The following is a 26161-nucleotide window of genomic DNA, read 5'->3' on the forward strand; positions in this document are numbered from 1 at the left end:
AAGGCAGGCGGATTCCGATGGCGGATCACGCGAAGACAGCGACGGCGGTCCTGGCCGGCGTCGGCGGAGAGAGCAACATCAGCTCGATGGTGCACTGCGCGACGAGACTCCGGTTCGTCCTGAAGGACGAGAGCAAGGCGGACGCCACGGCGCTCCGCGCCACGCCCGGCGTCATCACCACGGCGCAGGCTGGTGGGCAGTACCAGGTCGTCATCGGGAACGACGTCCCCGACGTGTTCGCCGCCATCCAGGCGCAGACGAAGCTCGGCGGCTCAGGCGCCGAGGGCGGCGAGACGGGCCCCAAGGGCAACCTCTTCAACCGCTTCATCAAGATGATCTCGGCGATCTTCACGCCGATCCTCTGGGCGCTGGCGGGCACGGGTCTGCTGAAGGCGTTCGTCGCCGCGGCGGTCACCTTCGGATGGCTGGATGCCACGAGCACCACCTACGTCATCCTCAACGCCCTCTCCGACGCGCTGATCAACTTCCTCCCGATGGCCCTCGCGATCACCGCGGCGCGCTACTTCAAGGCGTCGGAGTTCACGTCGTTCGCGATCGCCGGCGCGCTGGTCTATCCGAGCATCGTGGCGCTGAACGGCCAGCCCGACATCACGTTCTTCGGCATCCCGGTGACGATGGTCAGCTACGTCTCGAGCGTCATCCCGATCATCGTGATCGTGTGGCTGCAGAGCTACGCCGAGCGATTCCTGCTGAAGGTGCTCCCCGGTGCGGTGAAGCGCTTCCTCACGCCGATGATCGTGGTCGCGATCGCCGTGCCGCTGGTGTTCCTCGCGATCGGCCCGCTCTCGAGCCTCATCGGCGGTGGCCTCGCGTCCGCGATCGGCTGGGTCTTCGCGACCGTGCCGTGGCTCGGCGGCGCGATCATGGGTGGCCTGTGGCAGGTCTTCGTGATCTTCGGCCTGCACTGGGGCCTCGTGCCGCTATTCCAGCTCGAACTGCAGACCACCGGGCAGATGCTCCTCATCGGACCGGTGTTCGCGGCTGTCCTCGCCCAGGCCGCTGCCGTGGCCGGCGTCCTCGTGCGCAGCCGCAACAAGAACCTCCGCTCGCTCGCCGCCCCGGCGACTCTGTCGGGCTTCCTCGCCGGCATCACCGAGCCCGCGATCTACGGCATCAACCTCCCGCTCAAGCGTCCCTTCGCCTTCGGCATCGTCGGCGGCGCGCTCGGCGGCGCCCTCATCGCGATGGGCGGGGTCTTCTCGAAGGCCTTCGTCGTCCCCTCGGGTCTCGCCCTGCCCGCGCTGCTCGGCAACGGCAACATGGTCATGCTCGGCATCGGTCTCGCGGTCGCGATCATCGTGCCGTTCCTCCTCACCGTGCTCGTCGGCTTCAAGGACCCGGTCGACGCCGCCGCTCCCACCGCTCCCACCGCCGCGACCGACACCGCGGTGCTGAGCCCGGTCGACGGCACCGTCGTCGCTCTGAGCGAGGTTCCGGATGCCGCCTTCGCCGACGCCTCGCTCGGCAAGGGCGTCGCGATCCGCCCGACGTCGGGCGCGGTCTACGCCCCCTTCGACGGCACCGTCGTCGCGGCGTTCCCGACCGGTCACGCGATCGGCCTGCGCGGCGTCGACGGCGTCGAGCTGCTCATCCACGTCGGTCTCGACACGGTCAAGCTCGGCGGGGAGCACTTCACGCTGAAGGTGCAGTCCGGCGCCGAGGTGAAGGCCGGTGACCTGCTGCTCGAGTTCGACGGCGACGCGATCGAGCGCGCCGGGTACGACCTCATCACCCCGGTCATCGTCACGAACGGCGACCTGTACCCCGACGTCGCCGACGTGGCATCCGGACCCCTCTCGCACGGCGAGAACCTGTTCCGCGCCGTCTCCGTCGACTCCCTGTCCGCCACCCGCTGATCCCCTGGAGACCTCCGCATGAGCAACACCCCCTTCCCCGACGGCTTCCTCTGGGGCGGCGCGACCGCCGCGAACCAGATCGAGGGCGCCTACGACGAAGACGGCAAGGGCCTCTCGGTGCAGGACGTGATGCCGAAGGGCATCTCGGGTCCGCGCAGCGAACGCCCCACCCCCGACAACCTCAAGCTCGTCGGGATCGACCACTACCACCGCTACGCGGAGGACATCGCGCTCTTCGCCGAGATGGGCTTCGGGGTCTACCGCTTCTCGATCGCGTGGAGCCGGATCTTCCCGAACGGCGACGAGACCGAGCCGAACGAGGCGGGTCTGGCCTTCTACGACCGCGTGCTCGACGAGCTCGAGAAGCACGGCATCGAGCCGCTCGTGACGATCTCGCACTACGAGACGCCGCTGCACCTGGCCGAGCAGTACGGCGGCTGGACCAACCGCGAGCTCATCGGCTTCTACGAGCGCTACGCCCGTACGCTCTTCGAGCGCTTCGGGTCCCGCGTGAAGTACTGGCTGACCTTCAACGAGATCAACTCGCTCCTGCACGCGCCGTTCATGAGCGGCGGCATCCCAATCCCCGAGGGCGGCGTTCCCGAGGAGCAGTTGTACCAGGCGATGCACCACGAACTCGTGGCATCCGCCCGCGCCACGCGCATCGCCCGCGAGGTCGCTCCCGAGGCCCAGGTCGGGTGCATGGTGCTGTCGATGCCGATCTATCCGCTGACGCCGTCGCCGGCTGACGCGGTTGCCGTGATGGATGCCGACCACGGCAACCTCGTCTACGGCGACGTGCACACGCGCGGCGCCTACCCCGGCTACTTCCTGCGCCGCCTGAGCGAGAAGGGCATCGAGCTCGACATCACGGACCAGGACCGCGACGACCTCAAGAACACGGTCGACTTCGTCTCGTTCAGCTACTACATGTCGATCGCCGAGACCGCCGACCCCGCGAAGCGCGCGGCCGGCGAAGGCAACATCATGGGCGGCGTGCCCAACCCGACGCTGCCGGCGAGCGAGTGGGGTTGGCAGATCGACCCGGTGGGCCTGCGTCTCGTGCTGAACCAGTTCTGGGACCGCTGGCAGAAGCCGCTGTTCATCGTCGAGAACGGTCTGGGCGCGCGCGACCAGCTCGTCGAGGTCGACGGAGAGAAGACGGTCGTCGACGACTACCGCATCGCCTACCTCAACGACCACCTCGTGCAGGTCGGCGAGGCGCTCGAGGACGGCGTCGACGTGCTCGGCTACACGTCGTGGGGCTGCATCGACATCGTCAGCGCCAGCACCGCGCAGCTGAGCAAGCGATACGGTTTCATCTACGTCGACCGTAACGACGACGGCTCGGGAACCCTCGACCGGTACCGCAAGAAGTCGTTCCACTGGTACGCCGACGTCATCCGGACCAACGGCGCGTCCCTGACCCGCTGACCCCCCTGATCGGATCGGCCCCGGGCTCTCGCGCCCGGGGCCGGTCCCCCTTGGAGTGCACCATGACCCGCATCGCCTTCCTCGACGTCGACGGCACGATCCTCGAGCACGGCTCGCTCATCGCCCCGTCGACCGTGACCGCGATCCGCCAGGCCCGCGCGAACGGCCACCAGGTGTGGCTGAGCACGGGCCGGTCCGCCGGCGACATCCACCCCGATGTCCTCGCGATCGGCTTCGACGGCGCGATCACCAACGGCGGCGCGTACGCGACGCGCGGCGACGAGATGCTGGTCGAGCAGCCCATGCCCCGAGCCGATGTCGAGCTGCTCGAGCGGTACTTCGAGGCCCATGGCATCCACTACTTCTTGCAGACGCACGGCGGTGTCTTCGCGAGCGAGGGGATGGGCGCCGTCATGACGGCGTACCGCCGGGAGCGTCACGCGGAGCGCGCCGCTCAGCTGGCGGAGCAGGGCCTCACCGCCGAGGAGCCGCTGTGGAAGGAGCCGCGTCCCGTCGCGGAGGTCGATCGCGACGCCGTCGCCAAGGCCGTGTTCGTGAGCCCCTCGATCGACACGGTCGTGCACGCCGCCGCCGAGCTCGGCGACGCCTTCCACGTCATCCCCGGGTCGATCCCGCTGCCGGGCGGCTCGAACGGCGAGATCGGGCAGGCCGGCGTCACGAAGGGCTCCGCGATCACGTCGGTGCTCGCGCAGCTGGGCTTGCCTCCGACGGATGCCATCGGCATCGGCGACAGCTGGAACGACGTCGAGATGTTCGAGGTCGTCGGCACCCCCGTCGCGATGGGCAACGCGGTGCCCGAGCTGCAGAAGCTGGCTGGACGGGTCACGACGTCGGTGCTGGACGACGGCGTGCACAACGCGTTCGCGGAGCTCGGGCTGATCTGACGCGGCTCGATCGCACCCACGCATAAACGCGATCCGCGCACGGAAACACGGGGAGCGCGCGTTTATGCGAGCGGATCGCGTTTATGGGCGCGGCGGCACGAGCCCCGACCGCGCGCCGGGTCCCCGAGCCCGCAACCCAGGTCCCTGAGCCTGTCGAAGGGACCGGCACTACCCCTCGACGACCAGATCGAGCAGATGGCCCGAGAGGGTCTTGCCGTGGGGATCCGCGGCGCGCGAGCGCGTCACTCCCCCGTCGAGACGACCGCGCACCACGACGGTGAACGCGCCGAGACGCGGCACCGCGTGGATCGTGACGTGCGCGGCGTCGACACCGAAGTGCGCGGCGACGCGGTCGACCCGAAGCATCTCGTCGACCCGGGCGAAGTCGTGCTGCGCGTAGGGCGCGACGACGAGGATCGAGGTGTCGCCCTTGTCTCCCGCGCGGGCGTGGGCCAGATCGCCGAGGGTCGTCATGACACCATCTCCACTCGGGGCTCGACCCGATCGCGGTCGATGAAGGTCGATACGATCCCGACGGTCTCCTTCAGGCTGAGGTCGGCGCCGCCGCCGCCGGCGGGACCGTTCGTGTAGAGCGCCTCGACCTCGCGGTGCAGCAGGGCCGCCGCCACCCGGTCGAACGTACGCAGCGAGAGGCGCGCGCGCACCTCGGCCGGTTCCCCGTGCGGTTCGTGCCAGGGCCGCAACGAGTTGTACCCCTGCAGGTCAGCACGCACCTCGCCCGGATCGCGGCCGTGCACCTCGTCCCAGCGCTCGCGCACGATCCGCAGGGCCAGCTCGGCGCGCTCTCGCGCACCCCGGCCCGCGTAGGCGATGCTCCCCACCGCGAGGAATCCGTCGCGCACGCCCACGCTCACCTTGAGCTGCTCCGGCCGGCCCTGCGCGGAGGCCGCCGACACGCGCACGCGGTCCGGCCCCACCTCGTCGATGCGCACATCGCCCAGGTCGAGGGTGGCATCCGGGGTCTTGTACCGACCCGGGTCGTCGATCTCGTACAGCAGTTGCTCGAGCACCGTGGCCCGCGAGATGAGGCCTCCGGTGCCGTCGGCCTTGCCGAACTCGGCGACGCCGTCGGCGGCGACGTCCGCGTAGGGGAACCCGAGGGTCGCCAGCCCCGGCACGACCTTGCGATCGCCGTCGGCGAAGTATCCGCCCGTGAGCTGGCCCGCGCACTCGAGCAGATGACCCACGAGGGTGGGGGCAGCCATCTCGTCAGGCGAGGCGTCGTCCCACCCGTGGTGCACGGCGATCGGGGCGGCGAACAGGGCCGCGTCGCCCATACGGCCCGTGATCACGACGTCGGCGCCGTTCTCGAGGGCGCGCATCGCGGCCCCGGCGCCGATGTAGGCGTTCGCCGAGACGAGCCGGTCGCCCAGGTCGCCGATGGTCAGGTCGGTGCCGGTGATACGAGCGTCGGACGGGACCCGTGCGGTGACGTCGTCGCCGATGACCGCCGCGACCCGGCGTCCTGCCCCGCGCGGATGAGCGGCGAGAAGATCGACGACGGCGCGTGCGAGACCGACGGGGTCGGCCGCACCGGCATTGGTCAGGACGCGGGTTCGTGGCGCGAGGTGCGGCAGCACCCCGGTCAGGCGGTCGAGGAACAGTCGGTCGAACCCGGCGCCCGCCGACGAGGCCGCACGTTGCTGGGCGAGACCGATCGTGCGCTCGGCGAGGCACTCGAAGACGAGGGCATCCAGATCACCGTGCTCGGCGAGGATCTCGGCCGGCTCGAAGCGGTCGCCGGCGAAACCGCTGCCGGCGCCGATACGGAAGGTGCTCACGGTCGGGCCACCCCCTGCCAGATCGAGACGAGATCGTCGGGAGCGATGGATGCCGCGGGCACGGCGCCCGCGACGAGGGCGGCGTCGAGGCCTCCCCCGTCGACGCGACCGTCCTGGATCAGGGTCACGAGGGTCTCCTGCACCGCGCGCGAGCGCGCATCCCGGCCCCGGGCGAAGATGCCGTCGAACTCTGCGCCGTGACCGCCGGGGGTGTCCCCCTCGCGACCGACCTCGAGGTAGGCGGCCCCTCCCCCGGCGGCGCGCTGCTCCGCTACGAGGCGCGCGGCCGGTAGCCGGTAGATGTAATCGCCGAGCAGGCGCCGCCAGGCTGCGTCCGTCTCGTCATAGGCGTCCCGCACGCTGCGCGGTGCCGCGCCAGTCAACGTCTGCACGGCGTCCGCGAGCGGCCCGTCGAGAGCGGGTACCGACCCGGGGCCGAAGCCCTCCATCTCGTCGGTGCCGGCGGCGGCGAGCACGAAGGTGTCGCGCAGAGCGCCCGCGCGCACGGCATCCAGGGGATGGCGGGGGACGACGGCATCCGGGGCTCCCTCGTCGATCGCGACGCCGAAGCCGACGGGACGCACCCCGTTGCGGATGCCGAGATCGCGCGGGGCGACAGCCGCCTGCGCCGCGAGCACGGCCCGCGGGTCGAGGTCGATCAGACGCTCCGCGTCGAGGTCGCCGAGAATCGCGTCGCCGAACCGCGCGGCGTCGTCCGCCGCGATGACGCGCGAGGCACCTCCCGAGAAGCACGCGAGAGCCCGCGGGCGCGGGACGCCCGGGGCGACCGCGGCGGCCGCCGCGAGGAAAGCTCCCGCGCTCTGCCCGATGAGCGTGAGGCGAGACGCGTCGCCCCCGAACGACGCCGCGGCGGCGTGGATCCACCGCAGCGCGGCGCAGACGTCCTGCAGACCGAGATCGTGGGCGGCGGAGAGCGCGCCGCCGCGGTGCGCGAAGCTGCCGAACCCGAACGCGCCGACGCGGTAGTTGAGGGTCACGACGACGCTCTGCGCGGCCTCGGCGAGAGCGGCGCCGTCGAAGTACGGCGTCGAGGCGGTGCCCATCTCGAAGCCGCCGCCGAACAGCCACACCGCGACGGGAGCGGCCTCCGCGACCCGCGGAGCCCAGACGTTGAGGGTCAGGCAGTCGGTCGCCGATTGCCCGCTCGGCAGGTCGAAACCGGGAACGGGGGGCTGGATCGGCGCGGGTCCGAACCGTCCGCCGGGGGCGGCCGGGGCCACTGCCTCGGTCGGCACCGGGGCCGCGAAAGGGTGCGCGAGGGTCGCGAACCGCACGCCCAGCCAGGCGTCGATCTCGGCGCTCACGGTCGCCCCTCGATAGTCGGGATGGCCTCGATGAGCGACCGCGTGTAGTCCTGGGTCGGCTTCGCGTAGATGTCGCGCTTGTCGCCCTCTTCGACGAGATCGCCGAGGTACATCACGCCGATGCGGTCGGAGATGAACTCCACCACCGACAGGTCGTGCGAGATGAAGAGGTACGACAGCCCGAAGGCCTCCTGCAGGTCTTTCAGCAGATTGAGGACCTGCGCCTGCACCGAGACGTCGAGCGCCGACACCGGCTCGTCCGCGACGATCAGCCGCGGTTGCAGCGCGAGAGCGCGCGCGATCATGATGCGCTGGCGTTGCCCGCCCGAGAAGTCGACGGGCTTCTTCTCGAGCGCCGCGCTGCCGAGACCCACGTGGTCGACGAGCTCTCGCGCACGGTCGCGCTGGTCCTTCGCCGTGCCGCGCCGGTGCACCTGGAGCGGCTCCATGATGAGGTCGGCGACCGTCATGCGGGGGTTCAGTGCGCCGAAGGGGTCTTGGAAGACGATCTGCACATCGCGTCGGTACTGCTGACGGGCGGCGCGGTCCAGGCGCGTGACGTCGACGCCGTCGAAGCGCACCGTGCCCGAGGTGGGCTCGGTCAACCGGGCCACCATGCGGGCGACGGTGGACTTGCCGCTCCCCGACTCCCCGACGAGCCCGTAGGTGCGGCCCTTCTCGATCTGGAACGAGACGCCCTTGACCGCGGTGACCTGTCGGCGACGCGAGACGTGGAAGGTCTTCGTGAGGTCCTCGACCTCGAGCAGAGCGGTCATACCGCGACTCCTTCGGCTTGCCGCCGCACCCGATGACCGGGGGCGACCGTGACGAGTTCGGTGACGGGACGGAGGTCGACGGCATCCTGTCGCGCATCGCGCAGCCACGGAGCGATGGATGCCACGGTGGGAAGGCGCGGGCGATCGTCGCCGAGCACGGGGATCGACATCAACAGGGCGCGTGTGTAGTCGTGCGCCGGATCGTGCAGGAGCGTGGCGGTCGGACCGCTCTCGACCACCTGTCCGCCGTACATCACGACGGCCTCGTCGCACGTCTCGGCGACCACGCCGAGGTCGTGGGTGATGAGCATCAGCGCGAGGCCCAGGCGCTCGCGCAGCGACCCCAGCAGGTCGATGACCTGACGCTGGAGCGTCACGTCGAGCGCGGTGGTGGGCTCGTCGGCGATCACCAGTTCGGGCTCGCACGAGATCGCCATCGCGATCATGACGCGCTGGCGCATCCCCCCGGAGAGCTGGCCGATGCGGTCGCCGCGGATGTCGCGTGCTTTGCCGAGCCCGACGATGTCGAGCAGCTCGCGCACGCGATCGGCGCGCTGACGTCGGGTCATGTCGAAGTGGGCACGGAGGCCTTCCTCGAGCTGCTGCCCCACGGTGAGGATGGGGTGCAGCGACGACATCGGCTCCTGGAAGACGAAGCCGATCCGACGACCGGCCATCGCGCGGCGGTCCGCCGCGCCCATGCCGATCAGCTCGCGGTCGTCGAAGCGGACGGAGCCGGTGGGGGTGAGTTTCTCACCGAGGAGCCCCGCGATCGCGAGAGCGGTCAGCGACTTGCCGCTCCCGGACTCGCCGACCACGGCCAGTGCCTGCCCGCGGTCCAGCTCGAAGTCGACCGATCGCACGGCGTCGTAGCGTCCGCCCTCGGTGTCGGCGGTGATGGAGAGGTCGGAGACCTGCAGCAGTGGGGCGCTCATGCGCTCTTCCTCCCGAGACGGACGCGAGGGTCGACCACCGAGTACGACAGGTCGACCAGGAGATTGACGATGATCACGAACAGACCGGTGAAGAGCACGATCCCCTGGACCAGCGAGTAATCCCGACGCCCGACGGCATCCAGGAGCAGGCGCCCCATGCCCGGAACGCCGAAGATCGTCTCGACGACCGCGCTGCCGGAGAGCAGGCTCGCGACGAGCAGACCGGCGACGGTCATGATCGGCAGGGCCGCGACCCGCACGATGTGCACGGCGCCGATACGCCGCGGAGCCACCCCGAGCGAGCGGGCTGTCGTGACGAACGGTTCGCGCACGACGTCGAGGATCGCTCCCCGGGTGATGCGGGCGACGAAGGCCGACTCGGCGATGCCGAGCGACAACGCCGGCAGGGTGATCGAGCGCAGGTGCGGCCAGAACCCCTTCGACATCGGCACGAAGCCGCCGACGTTGAACCAGTGCAGCCACGCGGCGAAGACGACGATGAGGATCAGCGCGACGACGAACTGCGGCACGGAGATGCCGATGATGCCGAGGGCGGTGGCGACACGGCCGGCCGGGCGGCCGTTGCGGAACGCGGCGAGCGCGCCGAGGCCGATGCCGAGCACGAGCGCGACGATCAGCGCGATGACGCTGATCTCGAGCGTGACGAGGGCGTAGTCGGGGATCACGTCGACCACGGGCTTACCGAGGAAGAGACTGTCGCCCAGGCGCAGGGTGACGACGTCGCCCAGGAAGCGGCCGAACTGCTCCCAGAGCGGTGCGTTGAGTCCCAGCTCGTCACGGAGCGCCGCGACCTGATCGGGCGTCGCGGAGTCGCCGAGCAGGATGGCGGCCGGGTCGCCCGGGGCCAGACGCAGCAACAGGAAGACCAGCACGAGGGGCACGGCCACGGTGGGCAGCAGCGCGAGGAGGCGCTGCGCGAGATAGCGGAGCATGTCAGCGGCCTCCGGCGCGCGGGTCGAGGATGTCACGGACGTTGTCGATGGCGATGTTCATGGCGAGGACCGTGAGGATCAGCGCGAGGCCGGGGAAGCCCCACATCCACACCGCCGAGGTGAGATAGCTGCGGGCCTCCGACAGCGACGCTCCCCAGCTCGGGACGTTCGGTGGGAGCCCCGCACCGATGAAGCTCAGCGCGGACTCGACGAGCACGGCGGTCGTGAAGGTGATGGCCGCCTGCACGAGAACCGGGGTCGTGGCCTGCGGCAGGATGTAGCGCCAGAAGATGCGGACGCTGCCGGCACCGATCGCGCGAGCCGAGTCGACCATGGGTAGTTCGCTCGCGACGAGCGCCGAGCTGCGGACGACACGGGTCATGCCGGGTACGAACACGATCGTCATCGCGAGGATCACGGTGCCGAGCCCGGGTCCGAGGATCGCGGTCATCGCGAGGGCGAGAACGATGATCGGGAACGACATCACGCCGTCGACGATGCGCATGACGATCGCGTCGAACCAGCGGAACATGCCGGCCAGGATGCCGAGGACCACACCGATCGCGGTCGTGATCGCGGCGGTGACGACGCCCACGGTGAGCGACGCCTGCGCACCGTAGACGGTGCGGGAGTACACGTCGCGGCCGAGGTTGTCGGTGCCGAAGATGTGCGTCGCCGAGGGCGGGCGGAGCCGCTCGACGGCGACGAAGGCGTTGGGATCCCCCGCGAGGACGGGGGCGAGCAGAGCCGCCCCCGCCATCACGAGGAGGAGGATGAGCGCCACCACGGCGATCGGTCGGTGCAGGAGTCGACGCCACAGCCGTGGTCGCACGGTGCGCGCGGCCGCCGCTTGGATCGACGTCGTCGTGGGGACGGTCATCTCGGACATGGGGATCCTTGTCGAGGGTGGAGCGGGATCAGGACTGGTCGAGCCAGGTGTTGTAGTACCAGCCGGCCAGCTCGTCGGGGTGCTCGGTGTGCACGCGGTTGGCGGTGATGAGCAGGGGTCGCGAGGTTCCGAACTTCAGAAACGGCAGGTCTTCGTACACGAGGGTCTGCAACTGCTCCCACGTCGCCTTGCGGGCGGCCGCGTCGGACTCGGTCGACAACTTCGACAGCAGCGCGTCGCGGTCGGGCGAGACCCACGTCCCCGGGAAGGTCTGCTGCAGGTAGGGCAGCAGCACCGGATCGGCGTACGTGGGGATGCCGGACGAGAACAGGTCGAAGGCCGTCGGGTCGGTCCGCAGCTGGATGACGCTCGCGCGGTCGATGACCTGCAGGTCGATGTTGATGCCCGCTTCCTTCAGCTGCTGCTGGGCGGGGAGCGACGGGCCGTACCAGGAGGGGTCCTCCTTCGTGGTGAGCCAGCGGATCGGCTCACCCGTGTAGCCGGCTTCGTCGAGGAGCTTCTTCACGCGGTCGAGGTCGGGCTTGTTGTAGTTCTCGGTGCCGGCGTCGGTCGCCCAGGTGCTGTTGACCTCGGGGATGATGCTCCCGTCGACCGAGTAGAACTCGGGGTTGCCGAAGGCGGCGAGCATGATGTCGTCCATGTTCAGCGCCGCGAGGAACGCCTGCCGCATCGCGACGTTCGACATGATGCCCTGCGCCTTGTTGAACACGACGGTCGAGCCCGAGGTGGGGCTGAGCAGCACGGCCTGAGCGGCGCCGCCGGTGCTGACGGAGTCGTAGTCGTCGTACGACAGCGAGCCGCCGATGTCGACCTGGCCGGCCTCGGTCGCCTGGCGGCGAGTGGAGGCCTCGGGCATCGGGGTGAACACGATCTGGTCGGCGTAGGCGTTCTTCGCGCCGAGCCCGCCGTCGCCGGGGGTGTCGAGCTTCTGGTAGCCGTCCCAGCGGTCGAGCACGACGTCGCCGTCCGCGGCGTAGCTGCTGAGCTTGTACGGGCCGGTGCAGACGAGGTCGGAGACGGGGTCGGTGATGGGGCGGTCCTTCACGATGCTCGCGGGCATCATGTAGGCCGTCGTGAGCAGCGTCGGCAGCAACGGGCTCGGCGTGTTCAGCGTGATCGCGACGGTGGTGTCGTCGACGGCCTCGATCGAGGTGGTGAGCGACTTGAGGATCGAGCCGTTGCCCGGGGTCAGGAAGTACCGGTTGAGGCTCGCGATGACATCCGCCGAGGTGAACGGCTCGCCGTCCTGGAAGGTCACGCCGTCGCGCAGGCTCAGCGTGTAGCTGCCGCCGCCGTTGTCGACGAGGTCCTTCGCGAGCACGGGGCCGACTTCGAACGAGGTCGAGACGTCGAAGAGCGGCTCGCACACCTGACGGGCGATGACCCAGTCGGCCTGCAGGCTCGTCGCGAACGGGTCGATGATCGACGGCGTCGCGGACAGGGCGACGGTCAGCGTGCCGCCCGTTTGGGGCTCGCCGCCGTCGGTGAGGCTCCCGGCGCTGGTGGAGCCGTCGGCGCCGCAGCCGGACAGGACGAGAGCGGATGCCGCCGCGAGCGCGGCGAGCGGGATCAGCCGGCGGACGCGCCGGTTCGGTCGAACATCGTGCCTCATTGCAGAAACTCCATCGTCGGGGTTCGGGATGCCGCGTCGGGGGAACGCGTATCCACTGTATACACTGGATCCAATGGATACGCAACGCACCCACCCCTATCCTCGAACGAACGGGAGTCGGCGCATGCGACCGAACGAGGAGGCAAAGTGGCGGCATCGATGAGCCCCGAGGTGATCGCCTCGCGGATCGCCCTCGCCATCCGTGAGAAGGTCATCCCGCCGGGCACGGCCCTGGTCCAGGAAGACCTCGCCCGCCGGTTCGACGTCAGCCGCAGCCCCGTGCGCGAGGCACTGCGCATCCTCGCGACCGAGGGCGTGATCGAGATGACACCCGGCGGCGGCGCCTCGGTCCGCACGCTCGATCGCGACGAGCTCGACGAGCTCTACGAACTACGGCTCCTGCTCGAGCCGACGATCGCGGACGACATCGTCCGACGCATCTCGCGGGGAGAGATCACGGCCCTGGAGTCACGGGTCGCCGAGATGGAGTCGGCGACCGATGTCGGGCGGTGGATGCGCTCCAACTTCGAGTTCCACACCCGTCTGTACGACGCCGCCGGTCGGCCGCGCACCGCCGAGATCCTCAGGGGCCTCCTCGCCGCCGTGCAACCGTACTCGCAAGAGAACGTCGACCACCTCGGCGGGCGCGGGCAGGCCGACGAGGAGCACCGCGAGATGCTCACCGCGATCCGCGACGGCCACGCCGAGCGGCTCGCCGAACTCCTCCGGACCCACTTGGTCAGCGCGAAGAACCGCGTGGCGCACGCTCTGGCCGAGGGCGATGACGACCTCGACCCGCTGGCGCCGCTGCGCGGCGCACGCTGACCCGCGGAGGCTTCGACAAGCTCAGCCACCTCCGCCGAAACCCAGGTCCCTGAGCCTGTCGAAGGGACCGATACCCCCGCGTCAGTCCAGGAAAATGTCCGGGTACATCGCCTCATCCGGCGTCCCGGGCACGGCGGCGTAGCCCGAGAAGTCGGTCACCCCGGCGGCCTCGAGCACGTCCTCCACGATCAGCGTCCGCCCGGTCCGCTCGCGCGACGGGGACGTGAGCACCTCGTACGCGGCGTCGGCGTAGATCTCGGGCGTCCGCGACACGGCCATGAGCCGGTCGCCGCCGATGACGTTCTGCACCGCCGCCGTGGCGATCGTCGTCCGCGGCCAGAGCGTGTTGGCCGCGATCCCGTCGCTCGCGAACTCCGACGCGAGACCCAGCGTCGCCATCGTCATCCCGAACTTCGCGAGGCTGTACCCCGTGTGCGCCCCGAGCCATTTCGGCGTGACGTTCAGCGGCGGCGACAGCGACAGGATGTGCGGGTTCTCGGCATCCTTCAGCTGCGGAACGGCGGCGCGAGAGAGCAGGAACGTCCCGCGGACGTTCACGTCCTGCATGAGGTCGTACTTCTTGGTCGCGAGGTCGAGCGAGCCCGAGAGGTCGATCACGCTGGCGTTGTTGACGACGATGTCGATGCCGCCGAACTCCCCGACCGTCCGCATCACGGCTTCGGTGATGGATGCCTCGTCCCGCACGTCGCCGACGATCGGCAGCGCCCGACCGCCCGCCGCCCGGATCTCCTCGGCGGCGGTGTGCACGGTTCCGGGCAGCTTCGGGTGCGGGGTGTCGGTCTTGGCGAGCATCGCGATGTTCGCGCCGTCGCGCGCGGCACGCAGCGCGATCGCGAGGCCGATACCGCGGCTCCCGCCCGACATGAGGATGGTCTTTCCTGCGAGCGTCACGAGCGTGATCCTTTCGCGGAGGCGGCGGCGAACGCGGCGACCCGCGCTCTCGCCTCGGGGGTGTCGAACGCGGCACCGATCGTCGCGGCCTCGTCGTCGAGGTTCTCGGCGAGCGCGCGGCCGGCCCCCACGCGCACGAGACGCGTCGCCTGGCCGAACGCGGCGGTCGCCCCGTCGAGCCAGAAGCGCGCGATCTCGGCGACCCGCGTCGCCAGATCCCCGGATGCCACGACCTCGGCGACGAGACCCCAGTCCAGGGCTTCGTCGGCCGAGAGCATCCGGTCCCGCAACAGCAGCTGCAGAGCCCGCCGCTGACCGATCGCCGCGGGCAGCAGGGTCGAGACGCCGAGGTCTGGTGTCAGGCCGATGTTCGCGTACCGGCTGACGAAGCGCGCGTTCTCGCTCGCCACGACGTAGTCGGCCGTCAGCATGAGGCCGAGCCCGCCGCCCGCCACGGCACCCTGGACGGCCGCGACCATCGGCAGCGGCGCTTCGGCGAAGGTACGGATGCCGTCGTGGATCGCCCGCGCCGTCTCGGTCACCTCGGCGCCCGAGGAACCCGTGGTCGCCATGGCCACCACGTCGCCACCCGCGCAGAAGGCGGGGCCGTTGGCATCCAGGATCACCGCTCCGACCGACGGATCGGAGGTGACCTCGTGCGCGACCGCGCGCCAGCGCGCGGCCATGGGGAAGTCCATCGCGTTGAGCGAGGCGGGGCGGTCGAACGTCACCCGCGCGAGGCCGCCCTCGACGTGGAGCAGGATGCCGTCGGTCATTTCGGCGCCATCCGGATCGCGCCGTCGAGTCTGATCGTCTCGCCGTTCAGATAGCCGTTGTCGACGATCGCGAGCACGAGCCGCGCGTATTCGTCGGGCGCACCGAGGCGCGAGGGGTACGGCACCTGTTGCCCGAGCGAGTCTTGCGCCGCCTGCGGCAGGCCCTTCAGCATCGGGGTCTCCATGATGCCGGGGGCGATCGTCACGACCCGGATGCCGTGGCGCGCGAGCTCGCGGGCGATGGGAAGCGTCATCGCGTGCACGCCGCCTTTACTCGCGGAGTACGCGGGCTGGCCGATCTGCCCGTCGAAGGCCGCGACGCTCGCGGTGTTGACGATGACGCCGCGGTCGCCCCCCTCGGTCGGCTCGGTCCGGGCCATGACGGCCGACGTCTGAGCGATGACGTTGTAGGTGCCGATGAGGTTGACCCGGATGACACGCTCGAAGTCGCCGAGCGGCGAGGGGGTGCCGTCGCGGTCGAGCACCTTGGCGGGCGGAGCGATGCCGGCGCAGTTGACGACGACGCGGAGCGGCCCCGCCTCGGACGCGCGGGCCGCGGCAGCGGCGACCTGTTCGGCATCCGTCACATCGGCAGGGGCGAACGTACCGCCGAGTTCCGCGGCGATGTCCGCGCCGGGCGACGACGGGAGGTCGACGACGGTGACGTGCGCGCCCGCCGCAGCGAGGCGGCGCGCGGTGGCCAGACCCAGACCCGACGCACCGCCGGTGACGAGGGCAGAGGCTCCTGAGATGTCCATGCGTTCTCCTTCGAAGCGAAACTCAGTATCACCCTACCCGGGACTCAGGTTCGCGCCGAGCCCCGCCCGCGTCGCCGCCCCGTGCGCTGCGGATGGGTGTGGATGGCGGCCGTCGCCGCTCCGTCGAAGAGCAGCGCGACTTCGTCGGGCTTCCAGCCGTACACGTCGCGCAGACTGTCGCCGAGCCTCGCAATTGCGTCCGGCATCGTGATCTCCACCCCGCGAGGGAGGTCTCGCGCGGTCTCGTCGAACGTCCGCGCCGTGCTCTGCAGCTCGGCGACCATCGCCCGCATGCGTTCCTGTCCGTATGCGGCGGATGCCAGAGCCCAATCGCCCACGACGACCGCTCGCCCGGCCGGGCAGGTGAGCGGCAACTCGGGGGTCCGCGGCCCGAGTCGAACGCGCACGACGGCGACCCCGATCGCCACGATGGCAGCGGACCCGGCGAACGTCGCCGGACCGAACGAGAAGCCGAGGTCGTACAGCGACGATTCCCATCCCGCCGCGAATCCCACGACGACCCGGGCCGCCGAGTAGACCGCGTACGCGGCGTTGGCGACGAGGATCACACGCATCGGCCAGCGCGGCTCGAGGCGTATACGTGCCGCCGCGAGGGCGCACGCCGTGCAGGGCACCGTGATCAGGAGCACCTTCACCGCCAGGGATGCCGGCAGCGGCACCGTCGCCGTCACGATGGCCGTGATCAGGGCGAGGACGAGGCTCGCGAGCGCCCAGCGTCGCGCTCTCTGCCCCGCGAGCACCTTGAGCGCCACGAGCAGCAGTGCGGGAGCGAGCACCATCGCAACGTCGCCCAGCACGAGGGCGATGATCCCGTCAGCCGCGGTGTACATGAAGTACATCGCGCTCGAGCCCACCGCGGCCACGCCCGACACGGCGGCGTAGCGCAGGAACAGCGTCATCGCCCCCGGAGTACCGATCCGCGGTAGAGCGGCGAAGAGCACCGCGGCCGCGACCGCCACGCTCACCGCCAGAATCCCGAGCGACAGTTCCATGACACCCCCCGGTCCTCATTCTGCACGCCCACCACGGGCCCGGCTGGCCGGGGCCGCACCTGCTCGGCCGCTCGCGCGCCGGTCGGGGACGCGCCGCCGCGGGCCCGCGGGTGAGCGGCGCACGGGCGGCGCCGGGTCGCGCGAGGTGGCGCAACCCGTTGAGTGTCCACAACACCCGGAGCTCCGCGAAAAACGTCCGGGTGTTCTGGACACTCGACCCGTGCTCAGCCCGCCGCGGGCTCGCGCCCGCGCGGGGAGCGCGCGAGGATCGAGCGATGAGCATCCCCGCGGCGTCCGAGCCCGTCCCGGAGCGCGTGCGGGAGATCGCCGGCGACGCGGCGCTCGAACCGGTGTGGCGCAACGCGATCGGCGGTGTGACGTTCCGGGCGGCGGGGACCGACGGCATCCGGTTCGTGAAGTTCGGGCCGCGGAACGCCGAGACCTCGATGCGCGCCGAGGCGGAACGTCTGCGCTGGGCGGGCGCGTTCACCCCCGTGCCGCGCGTGCTCGAGCAGGGACAGGATGCCACGCACGAGTGGCTCGTGACGGAGGCCCTGCCGGGGCTCTCCGCCGTCGATCCGCGGTGGATCGCCGATCCCGCTCGTGCGGTGCGGGCGGTGGGACGAGGGCTGCGGGCGCTGCACGAGGCGCTCCCCGTGGTCGAGTGTCCGTTCTCGTGGGCGGTGCCCGACCGTCTGGCGAACGCCGCGGGGCGTGGCATCCGGGTGCCCAACGACCTGCGTGACGCCCCGCCGATCGATCGGCTCGTCGTCTGCCACGGCGACGCGTGCGTACCGAACACCCTCGTCACCGACGACGGCGAGTGGACCGCTCACGTCGACCTCGGCGCCCTCGGCGTCGCCGATCGCTGGGCCGACATCGCCGTCGCGGCGATGTCGACGACCTGGAACTACGGTCCCGGTTGGGAGGAGCCGCTGCTCGCGGCCTACGGCGTCACTCCGGATGCCACCCGCCTGGCGTACTACCGAGCTCTCTGGAACGCGACGTAACGCCCTGCCGCCCGCGCCCCCATCCGTCGAGTGTCCAAGACACGCCGTATCTCGGGGCGCAGTTACGGCGTTTCCTGGACACTCGACGGCGGACACATCACGTGCCGACCACGCGGAACGCGCCCGACACCACCGCAGCCGTGAGCGCCGCGGCGACGAGTCCAAGGGCACCCGCGAGGGCGACGGCGTCCCGAGGCGACAGCGTCGAGGGACGCGACCACGTGCGCTCGACGTCGGCGCCGAAGCCGCGGGCCTCCATCGCGGTGGCGAGCGTCGTCCCGCGGCGCACGGCGAAGACCAGCAGCACGAACGCCATCGAGAAGAACCGGCGCAGCGCCCCCCGGTCACCGAGGCCGCGCGCGCGACGCGCGAGGGTCATCGTGCGCCAGTCGTCGACGAAGAGCCCGACCGTGCGCGCGCCCGCGAGCACGCCGAGCACGAACCGGCTCGGGAGCTTCGCGACCTGCGCCAGGGCGTCCGCGAGCTCGGTCGGGTCGGTCCGGGCGAACAGCAGGATCATGGGCAGCGCGAGCGCGACGACGCGCAGCAGCACGGCGAACGACAGCGCGAGCGAATCGTCGCTGATCGTCGCGAAGAGGAAGGTGCCGTAGACGGTTCCCCCCGGTCGCGCGTACAGCAGCATGCTCACCGCGGCTACCGGGGCGAAAAGCAGCACCGGCACGAGGCGCTTCGCGACGACGCGGTACGGCAGACCCGTGAGCGGCACGCACAACAGCTCCAGCACGAGCGCGACGGCCGCGCTCACCGCATCGACCGAGACGAGCAGCGGCAGCGCCAGCACCACCACCATCGCGACCTTCGTCACGGGGTTCACCCCGTCGAGCCACGCCGTGCGGGGGGCGACGTCGACCGCGGTCATGCCGCGTCCCCCAGCGCGATGCGGTGCTGACCGAGGTGCCGCTCCACGTCCGTGTCGTGGGTCACGGCGACGACGGTGCGCCCCCGCGCGATCTCGCGCTGCAGCAGCGCGACGAGCTCGCTCCATCCGCGCCGATCCTGGCCGAATGTCGGCTCGTCGAGCACGATCACCTCGGGCGAGGCCGCGAGCACCGTCGCCACCGACAGGCGTCGCTTCTGCCCGCCCGACAGCGTGAAGGGGTTCGCGAGGGCGAGCGATGCCAGGTCCAACCTCTCGAGAAGCTCGTCGACGATCGCGTCGACCTGGGCCGCCGGCATCCGCAGAGCCCGAGGCCCGACGGCGAGCTCGTCGCGGAGGGTCGGCGCGAGGAACTGGTGCTCCGGCTCTTGGAACACCGTGCCGATGCGGGTCAGCAGCTCGGTCGAGCGCCAGCGCGAGGGACGACGGATGCCGCGAGCCGCGAGGGATTCCGTGGCGACGACCTCTCCCGAGAGCTCCGGCAGGAGCCCCGCGAGGGTCAGCGCCAGGGTCGACTTGCCCGCGCCGTTGGGTCCGGTGACGACCGTCCCGGCGCCGCGCGGGACGGCGAGGTCGAGTCCCGCGGCGACGACCGTGCGCCGCTCGCGCCCGATCGACAGCGCCCGCGTCGAGAGCGCGGCATCCGGACCCTCGAGGCGAGGAAGCACGGGCAGATCGACCGGACGCCCCGGAACCCACACGCCCGCGGCGGCGAGCGCGTCACCGTGCTGCGCGAATACGCGATCGGGCGGACCATCGGCCAGGACGCCCCCGCCGGGCGCGAGCACGACGACCCTGGTCATGAGGTCGGCCCACACCGCGGTGCGATGCTCGATCAGCACGACGGTGGTCCCGTCGGTGCGCGCGACGTGCTCGACCGCCGCCCGCACTTCGGCGACGCCCTCGGGGTCGAGGTTGGCGGTCGGCTCGTCGAGCAGCAGCAGCCCCGGACGCATCGCGAGCACGCCCGCGAGCGCCAGACGCTGCTTCTGCCCACCCGACAGCGCCTTCGTCGGGCGGTCGAGGGGCACGGACAGACCCACGGATGCCACGGCCTCCGCGACCCGCGCCGGGATGTCCGCCGCGGGTACACCGAGGTTCTCGCAGCCGAACGCCACGTCGTCGCCGACTTTCGACAGCACGATCCCGGCCTCGGGATCCTGCAGGACGAGACCGATCCGGCCGCGCTGCCCCTCGGGGGCGCGGTCGTCGACGAGGATGCGGCCCGTGGCCTCTCCCTCGTCGCTGCCCCCGAGAAGCCCGGCGAGGCCCGCGAGCAGGGTCGACTTCCCGGCTCCCGAGGCCCCGAGAAGGAGGACCCGCTCGCCGGGTTCGATCGTCAGATCGACGTCACGCGTGGCGGGGAGCTTGCGGCCGGCGTAGCGCCAGCCCCAGCCCTCGACGTCGACGCGCGCGGGGCCCGGCATCAGACGTCGCGGCGTGCTTCCCGCCCGGCGGCGAATCGGCTGAGCGCCCCGGTCGCGGCGAGCGCGCGGACGAGCAGCCATCCGACCAGACCCGCGAGGAGCGCACCCGAGACGACGAGCGTGCCGAGGTAGGTGAGGTTGAACTCGACCGTCTTGGCGATGTTCGGCGACGACCCGACGAACAGCTCGTTGACCCACGCCCCCACACCGGCTCCGACGCCCGCGAGCATCGCGACGGGGAGCGAGAAGCGCAGGTAGAGGAAGGCGAGGAAGATCAGCTCGGCGCCGAGCCCCTGCGCGAGACCCGAGACGATGGTCAGGGGACCCCAGACGTTGCCGATGAGCGCCGAGACGACGGCGGCGATCAGCTCGACGAGAAGCGCGGCACCCGGCTTGCGGATGATCAGACCGCCGATCACACCGCCGATGAGCCAGATGCCGACCGCGATGCCACCGAGGCCGGGGGTCAGGCCGTCCATCGCGACGAACCACAGGCCGCCGACGGTGTTCCAGCCCCAGAAGACGAGGCCGACCGCGACGCCGAGGACGGCGGCGACGACGATGTCGACGACCCGCCATGAGAAACGAGAGGCGGATGCCACGGCGGGGGCCGTGCGCGCAGACGTGGACGTGTGCATTTCTTCTCCTCCCTGCGCCGGCATGATCCGGATCAGGTTCGACGGTCGAAGCGTGGATTCGCTTCCTCTCAGCCCGGCTCACCGGACTCCCGTGGTTGTGCTGACGAGTATAGGGGGACGCCCGGGGTAGCGTGGGCGGGTGCACGAGCAGACTCCGGCCACGCGGCGCGCCGCGCGAGATTCCGCTGATCTGCGGGCCGACGAGGCGATGCCCTCGCCGGATCCGGCACCCGCGACGACGTCGGCGGACGTCCCGCTTCCCTCCGCCGCAGCACCCGCGGCGGAGCTTTCGGACGCCCCCGCGGACGGTGCGACTGCGGCGGGGCCCGAGCCCGAAGCCGGATCGCAGCTCGCACCCGCCGCCTCCGCGCCGCAGCCCGCACCCACCGCGCCCGCAACACCTGAGTCGGAGCCCGGGGCCTCGGCATCCGCCCCCTCCCCGGCACCGCAGCCGGATCCCACCTCCGCGGCCCTCGGCGCACTCGGGTGGGTCGACCCCGACGCCGCCGCCGCGCCCCGCCCGGCCCCCGCCTTCGTCGTCTCCGGCGCCACCGGACGCCCCGTCGATCTGCTCGCTGGTCGACGTCGTCGTCGCATCCTGCGTCCCGCGACGGTGGTCCCGACGATCCTCCTGATCCTGCTGATCGGCGCCTACACCGCCACGACGCTGCTGTGGCCGCTGAACGCCGTGCAGCCCACGGTCACGCCCATCGCCCTCCAGCCCACGGCCGCGCCGCCCGCCGACCCCGCGTGGCCGGCGCAGGGCGAGGCCGCGATCGCTCTCGAGGGAGTGCCCGGCGAGCTGTCGTCGTCGGCGAGCGCGCCCGAGTCGATCGCCAGCATCACCAAGATCGTGACGGCACTCGTCGTCCTCGACCGGTTGCCGCTCAGCCCGGGCGAGCAGGGGCCGTCGTACGCATTCACGCAGGCGGACAGCGCCGACTACTGGCAGTACCGCGCCCGCGGAGAGTCCTCGCTCGACGTTCCCGTCGACGGCAGCCTGACCGAGTTGCAGATGCTCCAGGGCATGCTGATCGCCTCGGCGAACAACTACGCCCAGCGGCTGGCATCCGACCTCTTCCCCTCGAACGCGGACTTCGCCGCCGCGGCGAACACGTATCTCGCCGAACGCGGGATCACGGGCATCACGATCGTGAACCCGACCGGTATCGAAGCCGGCAACACCGCGACCCCCGCGGCGCTCATCGCGCTCGCCGAGAAGGCCCTCGCGAATCCCGTGATCGCCGAGATCGTGCGAACGCCCGAGCTGACCCTGCCCGGCGCCGGGTCGTTCAAGAACGGCAACCCGCTGCTCGCCGATCCGGGCGTCGTCGGGGTGAAGACCGGAACCCTCGACGCGTGGAACCTTCTGTCGGCGAAGGATTTCACGATCGGCACGGTGACCGTCCGCGCGTACGCGGCGGTGCTGGGCCAGCCCGGACCCGACGAGCGCAACCAAGCGAGCCGCGACCTCTACGCGCGCATCGCCGAGGAGCTGCAGCCGCGGCCCTCGGTGACCTCGGGCACCGTGATCGGGCGCGTCGAGACGCTGTGGGGTCAGGAGTCGAACATCGTCACGACCGCGGACGCCACGGTCGTGCTGTGGAACAGCGCCGTCGCCGGGACCTCGACGCGCTTCGACCTCGGAGACTCACGCGCGGCGGGCGACGACGTCGGCACGCTCACCGTGACGGGCCCGCTCAACACCGACACCGTCGACGCTCAGCTGACCGACACGATCGACCCGCCCGACCCGCTCTGGCGCCTCACGCACCCCCTCGATCTGTTCGGTCTGAACGGATGAGCGGCATGGACATCCGAGTGGATGCCACCTCCCCGACGCCGCCCTACGAGCAGGTGCGGGCACAGATCATCGCCGGCATCGAGAACGGATCGACGGTCGCGGGCACGCGCCTGCCCCCGGTGCGGACGCTCGCGACCGACCTGGGCCTCGCGGCGAACACCGTCGCCCGCGCGTACAAGGAGCTCGAGGAAGCGGGCTACGTCGAAACGCGCGGCCGCGCCGGCACGGTCGTGCGCGGCACGGACTCCGCGTCGGCGCGCGCGGCGGAGGCGGCGCGCGCGTACGCCGACACCGTCCGTCGTCTGGGCATCGCGCCCGACGACGCGGTGGAGTTGGTGCGGGCGGCACTGGCGGACGGTTAGCCGCCGGGGCGCTTTGGCGTGTGCAGCGTCGGCGCTCGCCGCGTCGGCGCTCGCCGCGTCGGCGTGTGCGGCGTCGGTGCTTGCGGCGTCGGCGCGGGGCGCCGAGCTCGGGCGATAAACGCCGTTCGCTCACATAAACACGCTCTCCACGCGTTTCTGCGCGCGAATCGCGTTTATGGATGCCACGGCCACCACGCCCCCGCCCCGCACCCGAGCGCCGGGACGGCTGTGCTACCGTCGCCCGCAGTGACACGGGGTGCCCGCCAGGGCTGAGAACACACCCGTCGAACCTGATCTAGTTCGTACTAGCGAAGGGATGTCGCGAATGGTCGTTCGCACGTCGTCGTCTCCGTCCACCCCCGCGGAAGCCCACACTCAAGCCCTCGCGCTCCTGCGCGAGACGTCGCCGCTCACGCAGTGCATCACCAACGCGGTGGTGACGAACTTCACCGCCAACGCGCTCCTCGCCCTCGGCGCGGCGCCCGCCATGTGCGACATCCCCGGCGAAGCGGGCATGTTCGCGCGGATCGCCGGCGGCGTGCTCGTCAACCTCGGCACCCCCACCGCCGAGCAGCGCGACGCCGCCCGCGAAGCCGTGTCAGCCGGCACGCCGTGGGTGCTCGACCCCGTCGCGGTGGGCGCCCTCCCCGTCCGCACCGCACTCGCGCACGAGGTGCTCGACGCGCGGCCCGCGATCATCCGCGGCAACGCCTCCGAGATCCTCGCTCTGGCCGGCGCGGGCTCGGGCGGGCGCGGGGTCGATGCGACCGACGCCGCCGACGACGCCCTCGACGCGGCCCGCACCCTCGCTGCCCGCACCGGTGGCACGGTCGCCGTGTCGGGCGAGACGGACCTCATCGTGGATGCCACCCGCACGGCCCGAGTCCCCGGCGGCAGCGCCCTGCTCACCAAGGTCACCGGCGGCGGGTGCGCGCTCGGCGCGGCGATGGCCGCTTTCGCGGCGGTCACGGAGCCGTTCGAGGCCGCGACCGCGGCGAGCGCCGTCTGGGCCGTGGCGTCGGAGCGGGCGGCATCCGGAGCCCGAGGACCGGGGTCGTTCGCCGTCGCCTTCCTCGACCAGCTGGCCGCCATCGAGCCCGCAGATCTCCGCGACCGGGTGGAGCTCCCGCGATGACCGACCTCTCCCTGCACCTCGTGACCGACCACCGCGTGCCGTTCTCGCGGCTGCGCGACATCGTCGACCAGGCCGTCGACGCGGGCGTCACGGTCGTCCAGCTGCGCGACAAGGTCGCGACCGGCGGCGAGCTCTACGCCCGCGCCCTCGACCTCGCCGACGTCATCGCGGGCCGATGCGCCTTCGTCGTCGATGACCGCCTCGACATCGTGCTGGCCGCGAGGGCGAACGGCGCCCGCGTCGACGGCATCCACCTCGGGCAGAGCGACCTCCCCGTCGACATCGCGCGCACCCTGCTCGGCCCCGACGCGCTCGTCGGCTGGACCGCGAACACGCCCGCTCATCTTGCCGCCGCCGCAGCCTTCCCCGACGGCACGCTCGACTACCTGGGTGTGGGCGTCATCCGCGCCACCGCGACGAAACCCGACCACCCACGACCGCTCGGCGTCGACGGATTCGCCGAGCTCGCGGCATCCACCGTCCTGCCGTGCGTCGCGATCGGCGGCATCGACGTCGACGACGTCGGCCCCCTGCGCCGTGCGGGAGCTGCGGGTGTCGCCGTCGTCTCCGCCGTGTGCGCGGCCGACGATCCCGGCGCGGTCGTGCGCGCGCTCCGGGCGGCCGCCGCATGATCCCCCGCGTCCTCAGCATCGCGGGCACCGACCCGACCGGGGGTGCCGGCATCCAGGCCGACCTCAGCGCGATCGCCGCGTTCGGCGGTTACGGCATGGCGGCCGTCACCGCGCTCGTCGCCCAGAACACCCTCGGCGTCCGCGAGGTGCACGTGCCTCCGACGGCCTTCCTCGACGCGCAGTTGCGCGCGGTCAGCGACGACGTCGTCATCGACGCGGTGAAGATCGGGATGCTCGGCTCCGCCGACGTCGTGGCGACCGTCGACGCGTGGCTGTCCGCCGTGCGTCCACCGCTCGTGGTCCTCGACCCCGTCATGGTCGCGACCAGCGGCGACCGCCTCCTCGACGGCGACGCCGAAGCCGCGGTCCGCGAACTCTGCCGGCGCGCCGACCTCGTCACACCCAACCTGCCCGAGCTCGCCGTCCTCGTCGGCGAACCTGTCGCCACGACCTGGGACGCCGCCGTCGCCCAGGCCCGGACGCTCGCCACGCGCGCCGACACCACCGTCCTCCTGAAGGGCGGACACCTCGACGGCGAACAGAGCCCGGATGCCATCGTCGACACGCTCGGCTTCCACCCGGTGACCGGCCCGCGCGTCGCCACCCGCCACACACACGGCACCGGCTGCTCGCTGTCGTCCGCCATGGCGACCCTCGCCGCCCACGGTCTCTCGTGGCCCGACGCCCTGGTGCGCGCTAAGCGCTGGCTCACCGGCGCCCTCGAACACGCCGACGAGCTCCACGTCGGCCGGGGCAACGGTCCCATCGACCGCCTGCACGAGCTTCGCCCGCACATCGACCTGGGCCGTTCGTGGAGCGCGCAGCGCTGGGATGCCACCGCCTCGACCCGCGCCGACGTCGACGCGTGCGCGTTCGTCCGAGGACTGGCATCCGGAGACCTCGATCGCGACGCCTTCACCTGGTACCTCGGCCAAGACCTGCTGTACCTCCGTGAGTACGCGCGCGTGCTCGCCCGAGCCGCCGCGCTCGCCCCCACCGTCGAGGAGCAGCGCTTCTGGGCCGCCGCGTCCGTGTCGTGCCTCGAGGAGGAGGCGGCGCTGCACCAGTCGCACGTCGATCCGAGCGGCCTGGAGCCCGCGGCATCCACCCTCGACTACACCGAGCACCTGCACGCCGCGTCCGCCGCGGGCTCGTACGCGGTCCTGGTCGCCGCGATCCTGCCGTGCTTCGTGCTCTACACCGACATCGGGGTCCGCTGGCGCGGCACGTTCGAGCCCGATCATCCCTACGCCGACTGGCTCACCGCCTACGGCGACGAGAGGTTCGAGGCCTCGTCGGCCACCGCCGCCCGGATCACGGATGCCGCCGCAAGAGCAGCCACCCCTGACGTCCGGGCCGCGATGGCCGCAGCCTACGACCGCTCGATGGCGCTCGAACTCGCGTTCTTCGACGCGCCGCTCCGGCAGCGGTCGTGAACGCGC

25 protein-coding genes and 2 riboswitches are annotated in these 26161 nt (G+C 71.5%); of the genes, 10 read left to right on the top strand and 15 right to left on the bottom strand.

What is annotated here, in order from left to right; all coding sequences use genetic code 11:
* Nucleotides 1-17 precede the first annotated feature (17 nt).
* The 3 genes from ACMW4R_RS01290 to ACMW4R_RS01300 all read left to right on the top strand — a co-directional run bounded on the left by ACMW4R_RS01290 (nt 18) and on the right by ACMW4R_RS01300 (nt 4216).
* The gene (locus ACMW4R_RS01290) at nt 18-1877 is read left to right on the top strand and encodes a beta-glucoside-specific PTS transporter subunit IIABC (protein WP_418298924.1); all 1860 of its coding nucleotides are present in this window, start codon (nt 18-20) and stop codon (nt 1875-1877) included.
* A gap of 18 nt (nt 1878-1895) precedes the next feature.
* Nucleotides 1896-3311 carry a glycoside hydrolase family 1 protein gene (locus tag ACMW4R_RS01295; RefSeq protein ID WP_418298925.1) on the top strand — a complete coding sequence of 472 codons (1416 nt, stop codon included), beginning with the start codon at nt 1896-1898 and terminating at the stop codon, nt 3309-3311.
* A 62-nt stretch (nt 3312-3373) separates the two neighbouring features.
* Nucleotides 3374-4216, top strand: a complete 843-nt coding sequence (locus tag ACMW4R_RS01300; protein ID WP_418298926.1) for a Cof-type HAD-IIB family hydrolase — start codon at nt 3374-3376, stop codon at nt 4214-4216.
* Between the two features lie 168 nt (nt 4217-4384).
* Here ACMW4R_RS01300 and ACMW4R_RS01305 read toward each other — a convergent pair whose 3' ends face one another.
* The 8 genes from ACMW4R_RS01305 to ACMW4R_RS01340 are packed head-to-tail and all read right to left on the bottom strand — an operon-like array spanning nt 4385 to nt 12529.
* Entirely contained in the window at nt 4385-4690 is a 306-nt protein-coding gene (locus tag ACMW4R_RS01305) for a hypothetical protein (RefSeq protein ID WP_058595441.1), read from the bottom strand.
* Complete coding sequence (locus ACMW4R_RS01310) at nt 4687-6018, bottom strand: acyclic terpene utilization AtuA family protein (RefSeq protein WP_058628428.1); 1332 nt, start codon at nt 6016-6018, stop codon at nt 4687-4689. Before ACMW4R_RS01310 ends, ACMW4R_RS01305 begins: the two co-directional genes overlap by 4 nt.
* On the bottom strand, nt 6015-7343 hold the full coding sequence (locus ACMW4R_RS01315) for a carboxylesterase family protein (RefSeq protein WP_418298927.1): 1329 nt from the start codon (nt 7341-7343) through the stop codon (nt 6015-6017). Before ACMW4R_RS01315 ends, ACMW4R_RS01310 begins: the two co-directional genes overlap by 4 nt.
* A complete protein-coding gene (locus tag ACMW4R_RS01320; RefSeq protein WP_058595444.1) occupies nt 7340-8119 on the bottom strand; it encodes an ATP-binding cassette domain-containing protein in 780 nt (259 codons plus the stop codon). Before ACMW4R_RS01320 ends, ACMW4R_RS01315 begins: the two co-directional genes overlap by 4 nt.
* A complete protein-coding gene (locus tag ACMW4R_RS01325; protein WP_058595445.1) occupies nt 8116-9054 on the bottom strand; it encodes an ABC transporter ATP-binding protein in 939 nt (312 codons plus the stop codon). The genes ACMW4R_RS01320 and ACMW4R_RS01325 overlap by 4 nt, the downstream gene beginning before the upstream one ends.
* Nucleotides 9051-10043, bottom strand: coding sequence for an ABC transporter permease (locus ACMW4R_RS01330; protein ID WP_241490368.1), 993 nt, complete (start codon nt 10041-10043; stop codon nt 9051-9053). Before ACMW4R_RS01330 ends, ACMW4R_RS01325 begins: the two co-directional genes overlap by 4 nt.
* Nucleotides 10009-10896 (bottom strand): ABC transporter permease, encoded by an 888-nt coding sequence (locus tag ACMW4R_RS01335; protein ID WP_418298928.1) that lies wholly within the window; start codon nt 10894-10896, stop codon nt 10009-10011. Before ACMW4R_RS01335 ends, ACMW4R_RS01330 begins: the two co-directional genes overlap by 35 nt.
* 28 nt (nt 10897-10924) lie before the next feature.
* On the bottom strand, nt 10925-12529 hold the full coding sequence (locus ACMW4R_RS01340; RefSeq protein WP_418298929.1) for an ABC transporter substrate-binding protein: 1605 nt from the start codon (nt 12527-12529) through the stop codon (nt 10925-10927).
* Between the two features lie 147 nt (nt 12530-12676).
* On the opposite strand from ACMW4R_RS01340, the gene ACMW4R_RS01345 reads away from it, so the two are divergent.
* Nucleotides 12677-13354 carry a GntR family transcriptional regulator gene (locus ACMW4R_RS01345; protein ID WP_058626276.1) on the top strand — a complete coding sequence of 226 codons (678 nt, stop codon included), beginning with the start codon at nt 12677-12679 and terminating at the stop codon, nt 13352-13354.
* An 81-nt stretch (nt 13355-13435) separates the two neighbouring features.
* On the opposite strand, the gene ACMW4R_RS01350 is transcribed toward ACMW4R_RS01345, so the two are convergent.
* Genes ACMW4R_RS01350 through ACMW4R_RS01365 form a run of 4 tightly spaced genes read right to left on the bottom strand, consistent with a single transcriptional unit; the run spans nt 13436 to nt 16813 of the window.
* Nucleotides 13436-14266 carry an SDR family oxidoreductase gene (locus ACMW4R_RS01350; RefSeq protein WP_418298930.1) on the bottom strand — a complete coding sequence of 277 codons (831 nt, stop codon included), beginning with the start codon at nt 14264-14266 and terminating at the stop codon, nt 13436-13438.
* The gene (locus ACMW4R_RS01355) at nt 14263-15042 is read right to left on the bottom strand and encodes an enoyl-CoA hydratase/isomerase family protein (RefSeq protein ID WP_418298931.1); all 780 of its coding nucleotides are present in this window, start codon (nt 15040-15042) and stop codon (nt 14263-14265) included. The genes ACMW4R_RS01350 and ACMW4R_RS01355 overlap by 4 nt, the downstream gene beginning before the upstream one ends.
* Nucleotides 15039-15800 (bottom strand): SDR family NAD(P)-dependent oxidoreductase, encoded by a 762-nt coding sequence (locus ACMW4R_RS01360; RefSeq protein ID WP_058595451.1) that lies wholly within the window; start codon nt 15798-15800, stop codon nt 15039-15041. Before ACMW4R_RS01360 ends, ACMW4R_RS01355 begins: the two co-directional genes overlap by 4 nt.
* A 44-nt stretch (nt 15801-15844) precedes the next feature.
* Nucleotides 15845-16813 (bottom strand): hypothetical protein, encoded by a 969-nt coding sequence (locus ACMW4R_RS01365; RefSeq protein WP_418298932.1) that lies wholly within the window; start codon nt 16811-16813, stop codon nt 15845-15847.
* Nucleotides 16814-17088: 275 nt separating this feature from the next.
* Here ACMW4R_RS01365 and ACMW4R_RS01370 point away from each other — a divergent pair, with 275 nt between their 5' ends.
* On the top strand, nt 17089-17823 hold the full coding sequence (locus ACMW4R_RS01370; RefSeq protein ID WP_418298933.1) for a phosphotransferase: 735 nt from the start codon (nt 17089-17091) through the stop codon (nt 17821-17823).
* Between the two features lie 97 nt (nt 17824-17920).
* Here the strand turns inward: ACMW4R_RS01370 and ACMW4R_RS01375 are convergent, their stop codons facing one another.
* The 3 genes from ACMW4R_RS01375 to ACMW4R_RS01385 form a co-directional block, all read right to left on the bottom strand.
* Entirely contained in the window at nt 17921-18703 is a 783-nt protein-coding gene (locus tag ACMW4R_RS01375) for an energy-coupling factor transporter transmembrane component T family protein (protein ID WP_418298934.1), read from the bottom strand.
* The gene (locus tag ACMW4R_RS01380; RefSeq protein ID WP_418298935.1) at nt 18700-20148 is read right to left on the bottom strand and encodes an ABC transporter ATP-binding protein; all 1449 of its coding nucleotides are present in this window, start codon (nt 20146-20148) and stop codon (nt 18700-18702) included. Before ACMW4R_RS01380 ends, ACMW4R_RS01375 begins: the two co-directional genes overlap by 4 nt.
* A complete protein-coding gene (locus ACMW4R_RS01385) occupies nt 20148-20786 on the bottom strand; it encodes an ECF transporter S component (protein ID WP_058595456.1) in 639 nt (212 codons plus the stop codon). Before ACMW4R_RS01385 ends, ACMW4R_RS01380 begins: the two co-directional genes overlap by 1 nt.
* Nucleotides 20779-20889: riboswitch (TPP riboswitch) on the bottom strand. (Overlaps the previous gene by 8 nt.)
* A gap of 36 nt (nt 20890-20925) precedes the next feature.
* Here ACMW4R_RS01385 and ACMW4R_RS01390 point away from each other — a divergent pair.
* From ACMW4R_RS01390 to thiD, 5 genes are all read left to right on the top strand, one after another.
* On the top strand, nt 20926-22590 hold the full coding sequence (locus ACMW4R_RS01390) for a D-alanyl-D-alanine carboxypeptidase family protein (RefSeq protein WP_418298936.1): 1665 nt from the start codon (nt 20926-20928) through the stop codon (nt 22588-22590).
* 5 nt (nt 22591-22595) lie between these two features.
* Complete coding sequence (locus ACMW4R_RS01395) at nt 22596-22952, top strand: GntR family transcriptional regulator (protein WP_193751386.1); 357 nt, start codon at nt 22596-22598, stop codon at nt 22950-22952.
* Nucleotides 22953-23194: 242 nt separating this feature from the next.
* Nucleotides 23195-23286, top strand: a riboswitch (TPP riboswitch).
* Complete coding sequence (thiM, locus tag ACMW4R_RS01400) at nt 23278-24087, top strand: hydroxyethylthiazole kinase (RefSeq protein WP_418298937.1); 810 nt, start codon at nt 23278-23280, stop codon at nt 24085-24087. It overlaps the preceding riboswitch by 9 nt.
* Nucleotides 24084-24719, top strand: a complete 636-nt coding sequence (thiE, locus tag ACMW4R_RS01405) for a thiamine phosphate synthase (RefSeq protein ID WP_058595460.1) — start codon at nt 24084-24086, stop codon at nt 24717-24719. The genes thiM and thiE overlap by 4 nt, the downstream gene beginning before the upstream one ends.
* On the top strand, nt 24716-26155 hold the full coding sequence (gene thiD / locus ACMW4R_RS01410; RefSeq protein WP_418298938.1) for a bifunctional hydroxymethylpyrimidine kinase/phosphomethylpyrimidine kinase: 1440 nt from the start codon (nt 24716-24718) through the stop codon (nt 26153-26155). Before thiE ends, thiD begins: the two co-directional genes overlap by 4 nt.
* The last annotated feature ends 6 nt before the right edge of the window (nt 26156-26161 follow it).

The organism is Microbacterium sp. S1037 (assembly GCF_048381605.1).
GTDB classification, from domain to species: domain Bacteria; phylum Actinomycetota; class Actinomycetes; order Actinomycetales; family Microbacteriaceae; genus Microbacterium; species Microbacterium testaceum_B.

Excerpts from the sequence above, each read along its gene's own strand:
- thiM (WP_418298937.1), top strand. The coding sequence starts at position 23,278 with ATGGTCGTTCGCACGTCGTCGTCTCCGTCCACCCCCGCGGAAGCCCAC.
- ACMW4R_RS01320 (WP_058595444.1), bottom strand. The coding sequence starts at position 8,119 with ATGACCGCTCTGCTCGAGGTCGAGGACCTCACGAAGACCTTCCACGTC.
- ACMW4R_RS01295 (WP_418298925.1), top strand. The coding sequence starts at position 1,896 with ATGAGCAACACCCCCTTCCCCGACGGCTTCCTCTGGGGCGGCGCGACC.
- ACMW4R_RS01365 (WP_418298932.1), bottom strand. The coding sequence starts at position 16,813 with ATGGAACTGTCGCTCGGGATTCTGGCGGTGAGCGTGGCGGTCGCGGCC.
- thiD (WP_418298938.1), top strand. The coding sequence starts at position 24,716 with ATGATCCCCCGCGTCCTCAGCATCGCGGGCACCGACCCGACCGGGGGT.
- ACMW4R_RS01300 (WP_418298926.1), top strand. The coding sequence starts at position 3,374 with ATGACCCGCATCGCCTTCCTCGACGTCGACGGCACGATCCTCGAGCAC.
- ACMW4R_RS01325 (WP_058595445.1), bottom strand. The coding sequence starts at position 9,054 with ATGAGCGCCCCACTGCTGCAGGTCTCCGACCTCTCCATCACCGCCGAC.
- ACMW4R_RS01340 (WP_418298929.1), bottom strand. The coding sequence starts at position 12,529 with ATGAGGCACGATGTTCGACCGAACCGGCGCGTCCGCCGGCTGATCCCG.
- ACMW4R_RS01370 (WP_418298933.1), top strand. The coding sequence starts at position 17,089 with ATGAGCATCCCCGCGGCGTCCGAGCCCGTCCCGGAGCGCGTGCGGGAG.
- ACMW4R_RS01380 (WP_418298935.1), bottom strand. The coding sequence starts at position 20,148 with ATGCCGGGCCCCGCGCGCGTCGACGTCGAGGGCTGGGGCTGGCGCTAC.
- ACMW4R_RS01360 (WP_058595451.1), bottom strand. The coding sequence starts at position 15,800 with ATGGACATCTCAGGAGCCTCTGCCCTCGTCACCGGCGGTGCGTCGGGT.
- ACMW4R_RS01375 (WP_418298934.1), bottom strand. The coding sequence starts at position 18,703 with ATGACCGCGGTCGACGTCGCCCCCCGCACGGCGTGGCTCGACGGGGTG.
- ACMW4R_RS01335 (WP_418298928.1), bottom strand. The coding sequence starts at position 10,896 with ATGTCCGAGATGACCGTCCCCACGACGACGTCGATCCAAGCGGCGGCC.
- thiE (WP_058595460.1), top strand. The coding sequence starts at position 24,084 with ATGACCGACCTCTCCCTGCACCTCGTGACCGACCACCGCGTGCCGTTC.
- ACMW4R_RS01290 (WP_418298924.1), top strand. The coding sequence starts at position 18 with ATGGCGGATCACGCGAAGACAGCGACGGCGGTCCTGGCCGGCGTCGGC.
- ACMW4R_RS01385 (WP_058595456.1), bottom strand. The coding sequence starts at position 20,786 with ATGCACACGTCCACGTCTGCGCGCACGGCCCCCGCCGTGGCATCCGCC.
- ACMW4R_RS01305 (WP_058595441.1), bottom strand. The coding sequence starts at position 4,690 with ATGACGACCCTCGGCGATCTGGCCCACGCCCGCGCGGGAGACAAGGGC.
- ACMW4R_RS01395 (WP_193751386.1), top strand. The coding sequence starts at position 22,596 with ATGGACATCCGAGTGGATGCCACCTCCCCGACGCCGCCCTACGAGCAG.
- ACMW4R_RS01355 (WP_418298931.1), bottom strand. The coding sequence starts at position 15,042 with ATGACCGACGGCATCCTGCTCCACGTCGAGGGCGGCCTCGCGCGGGTG.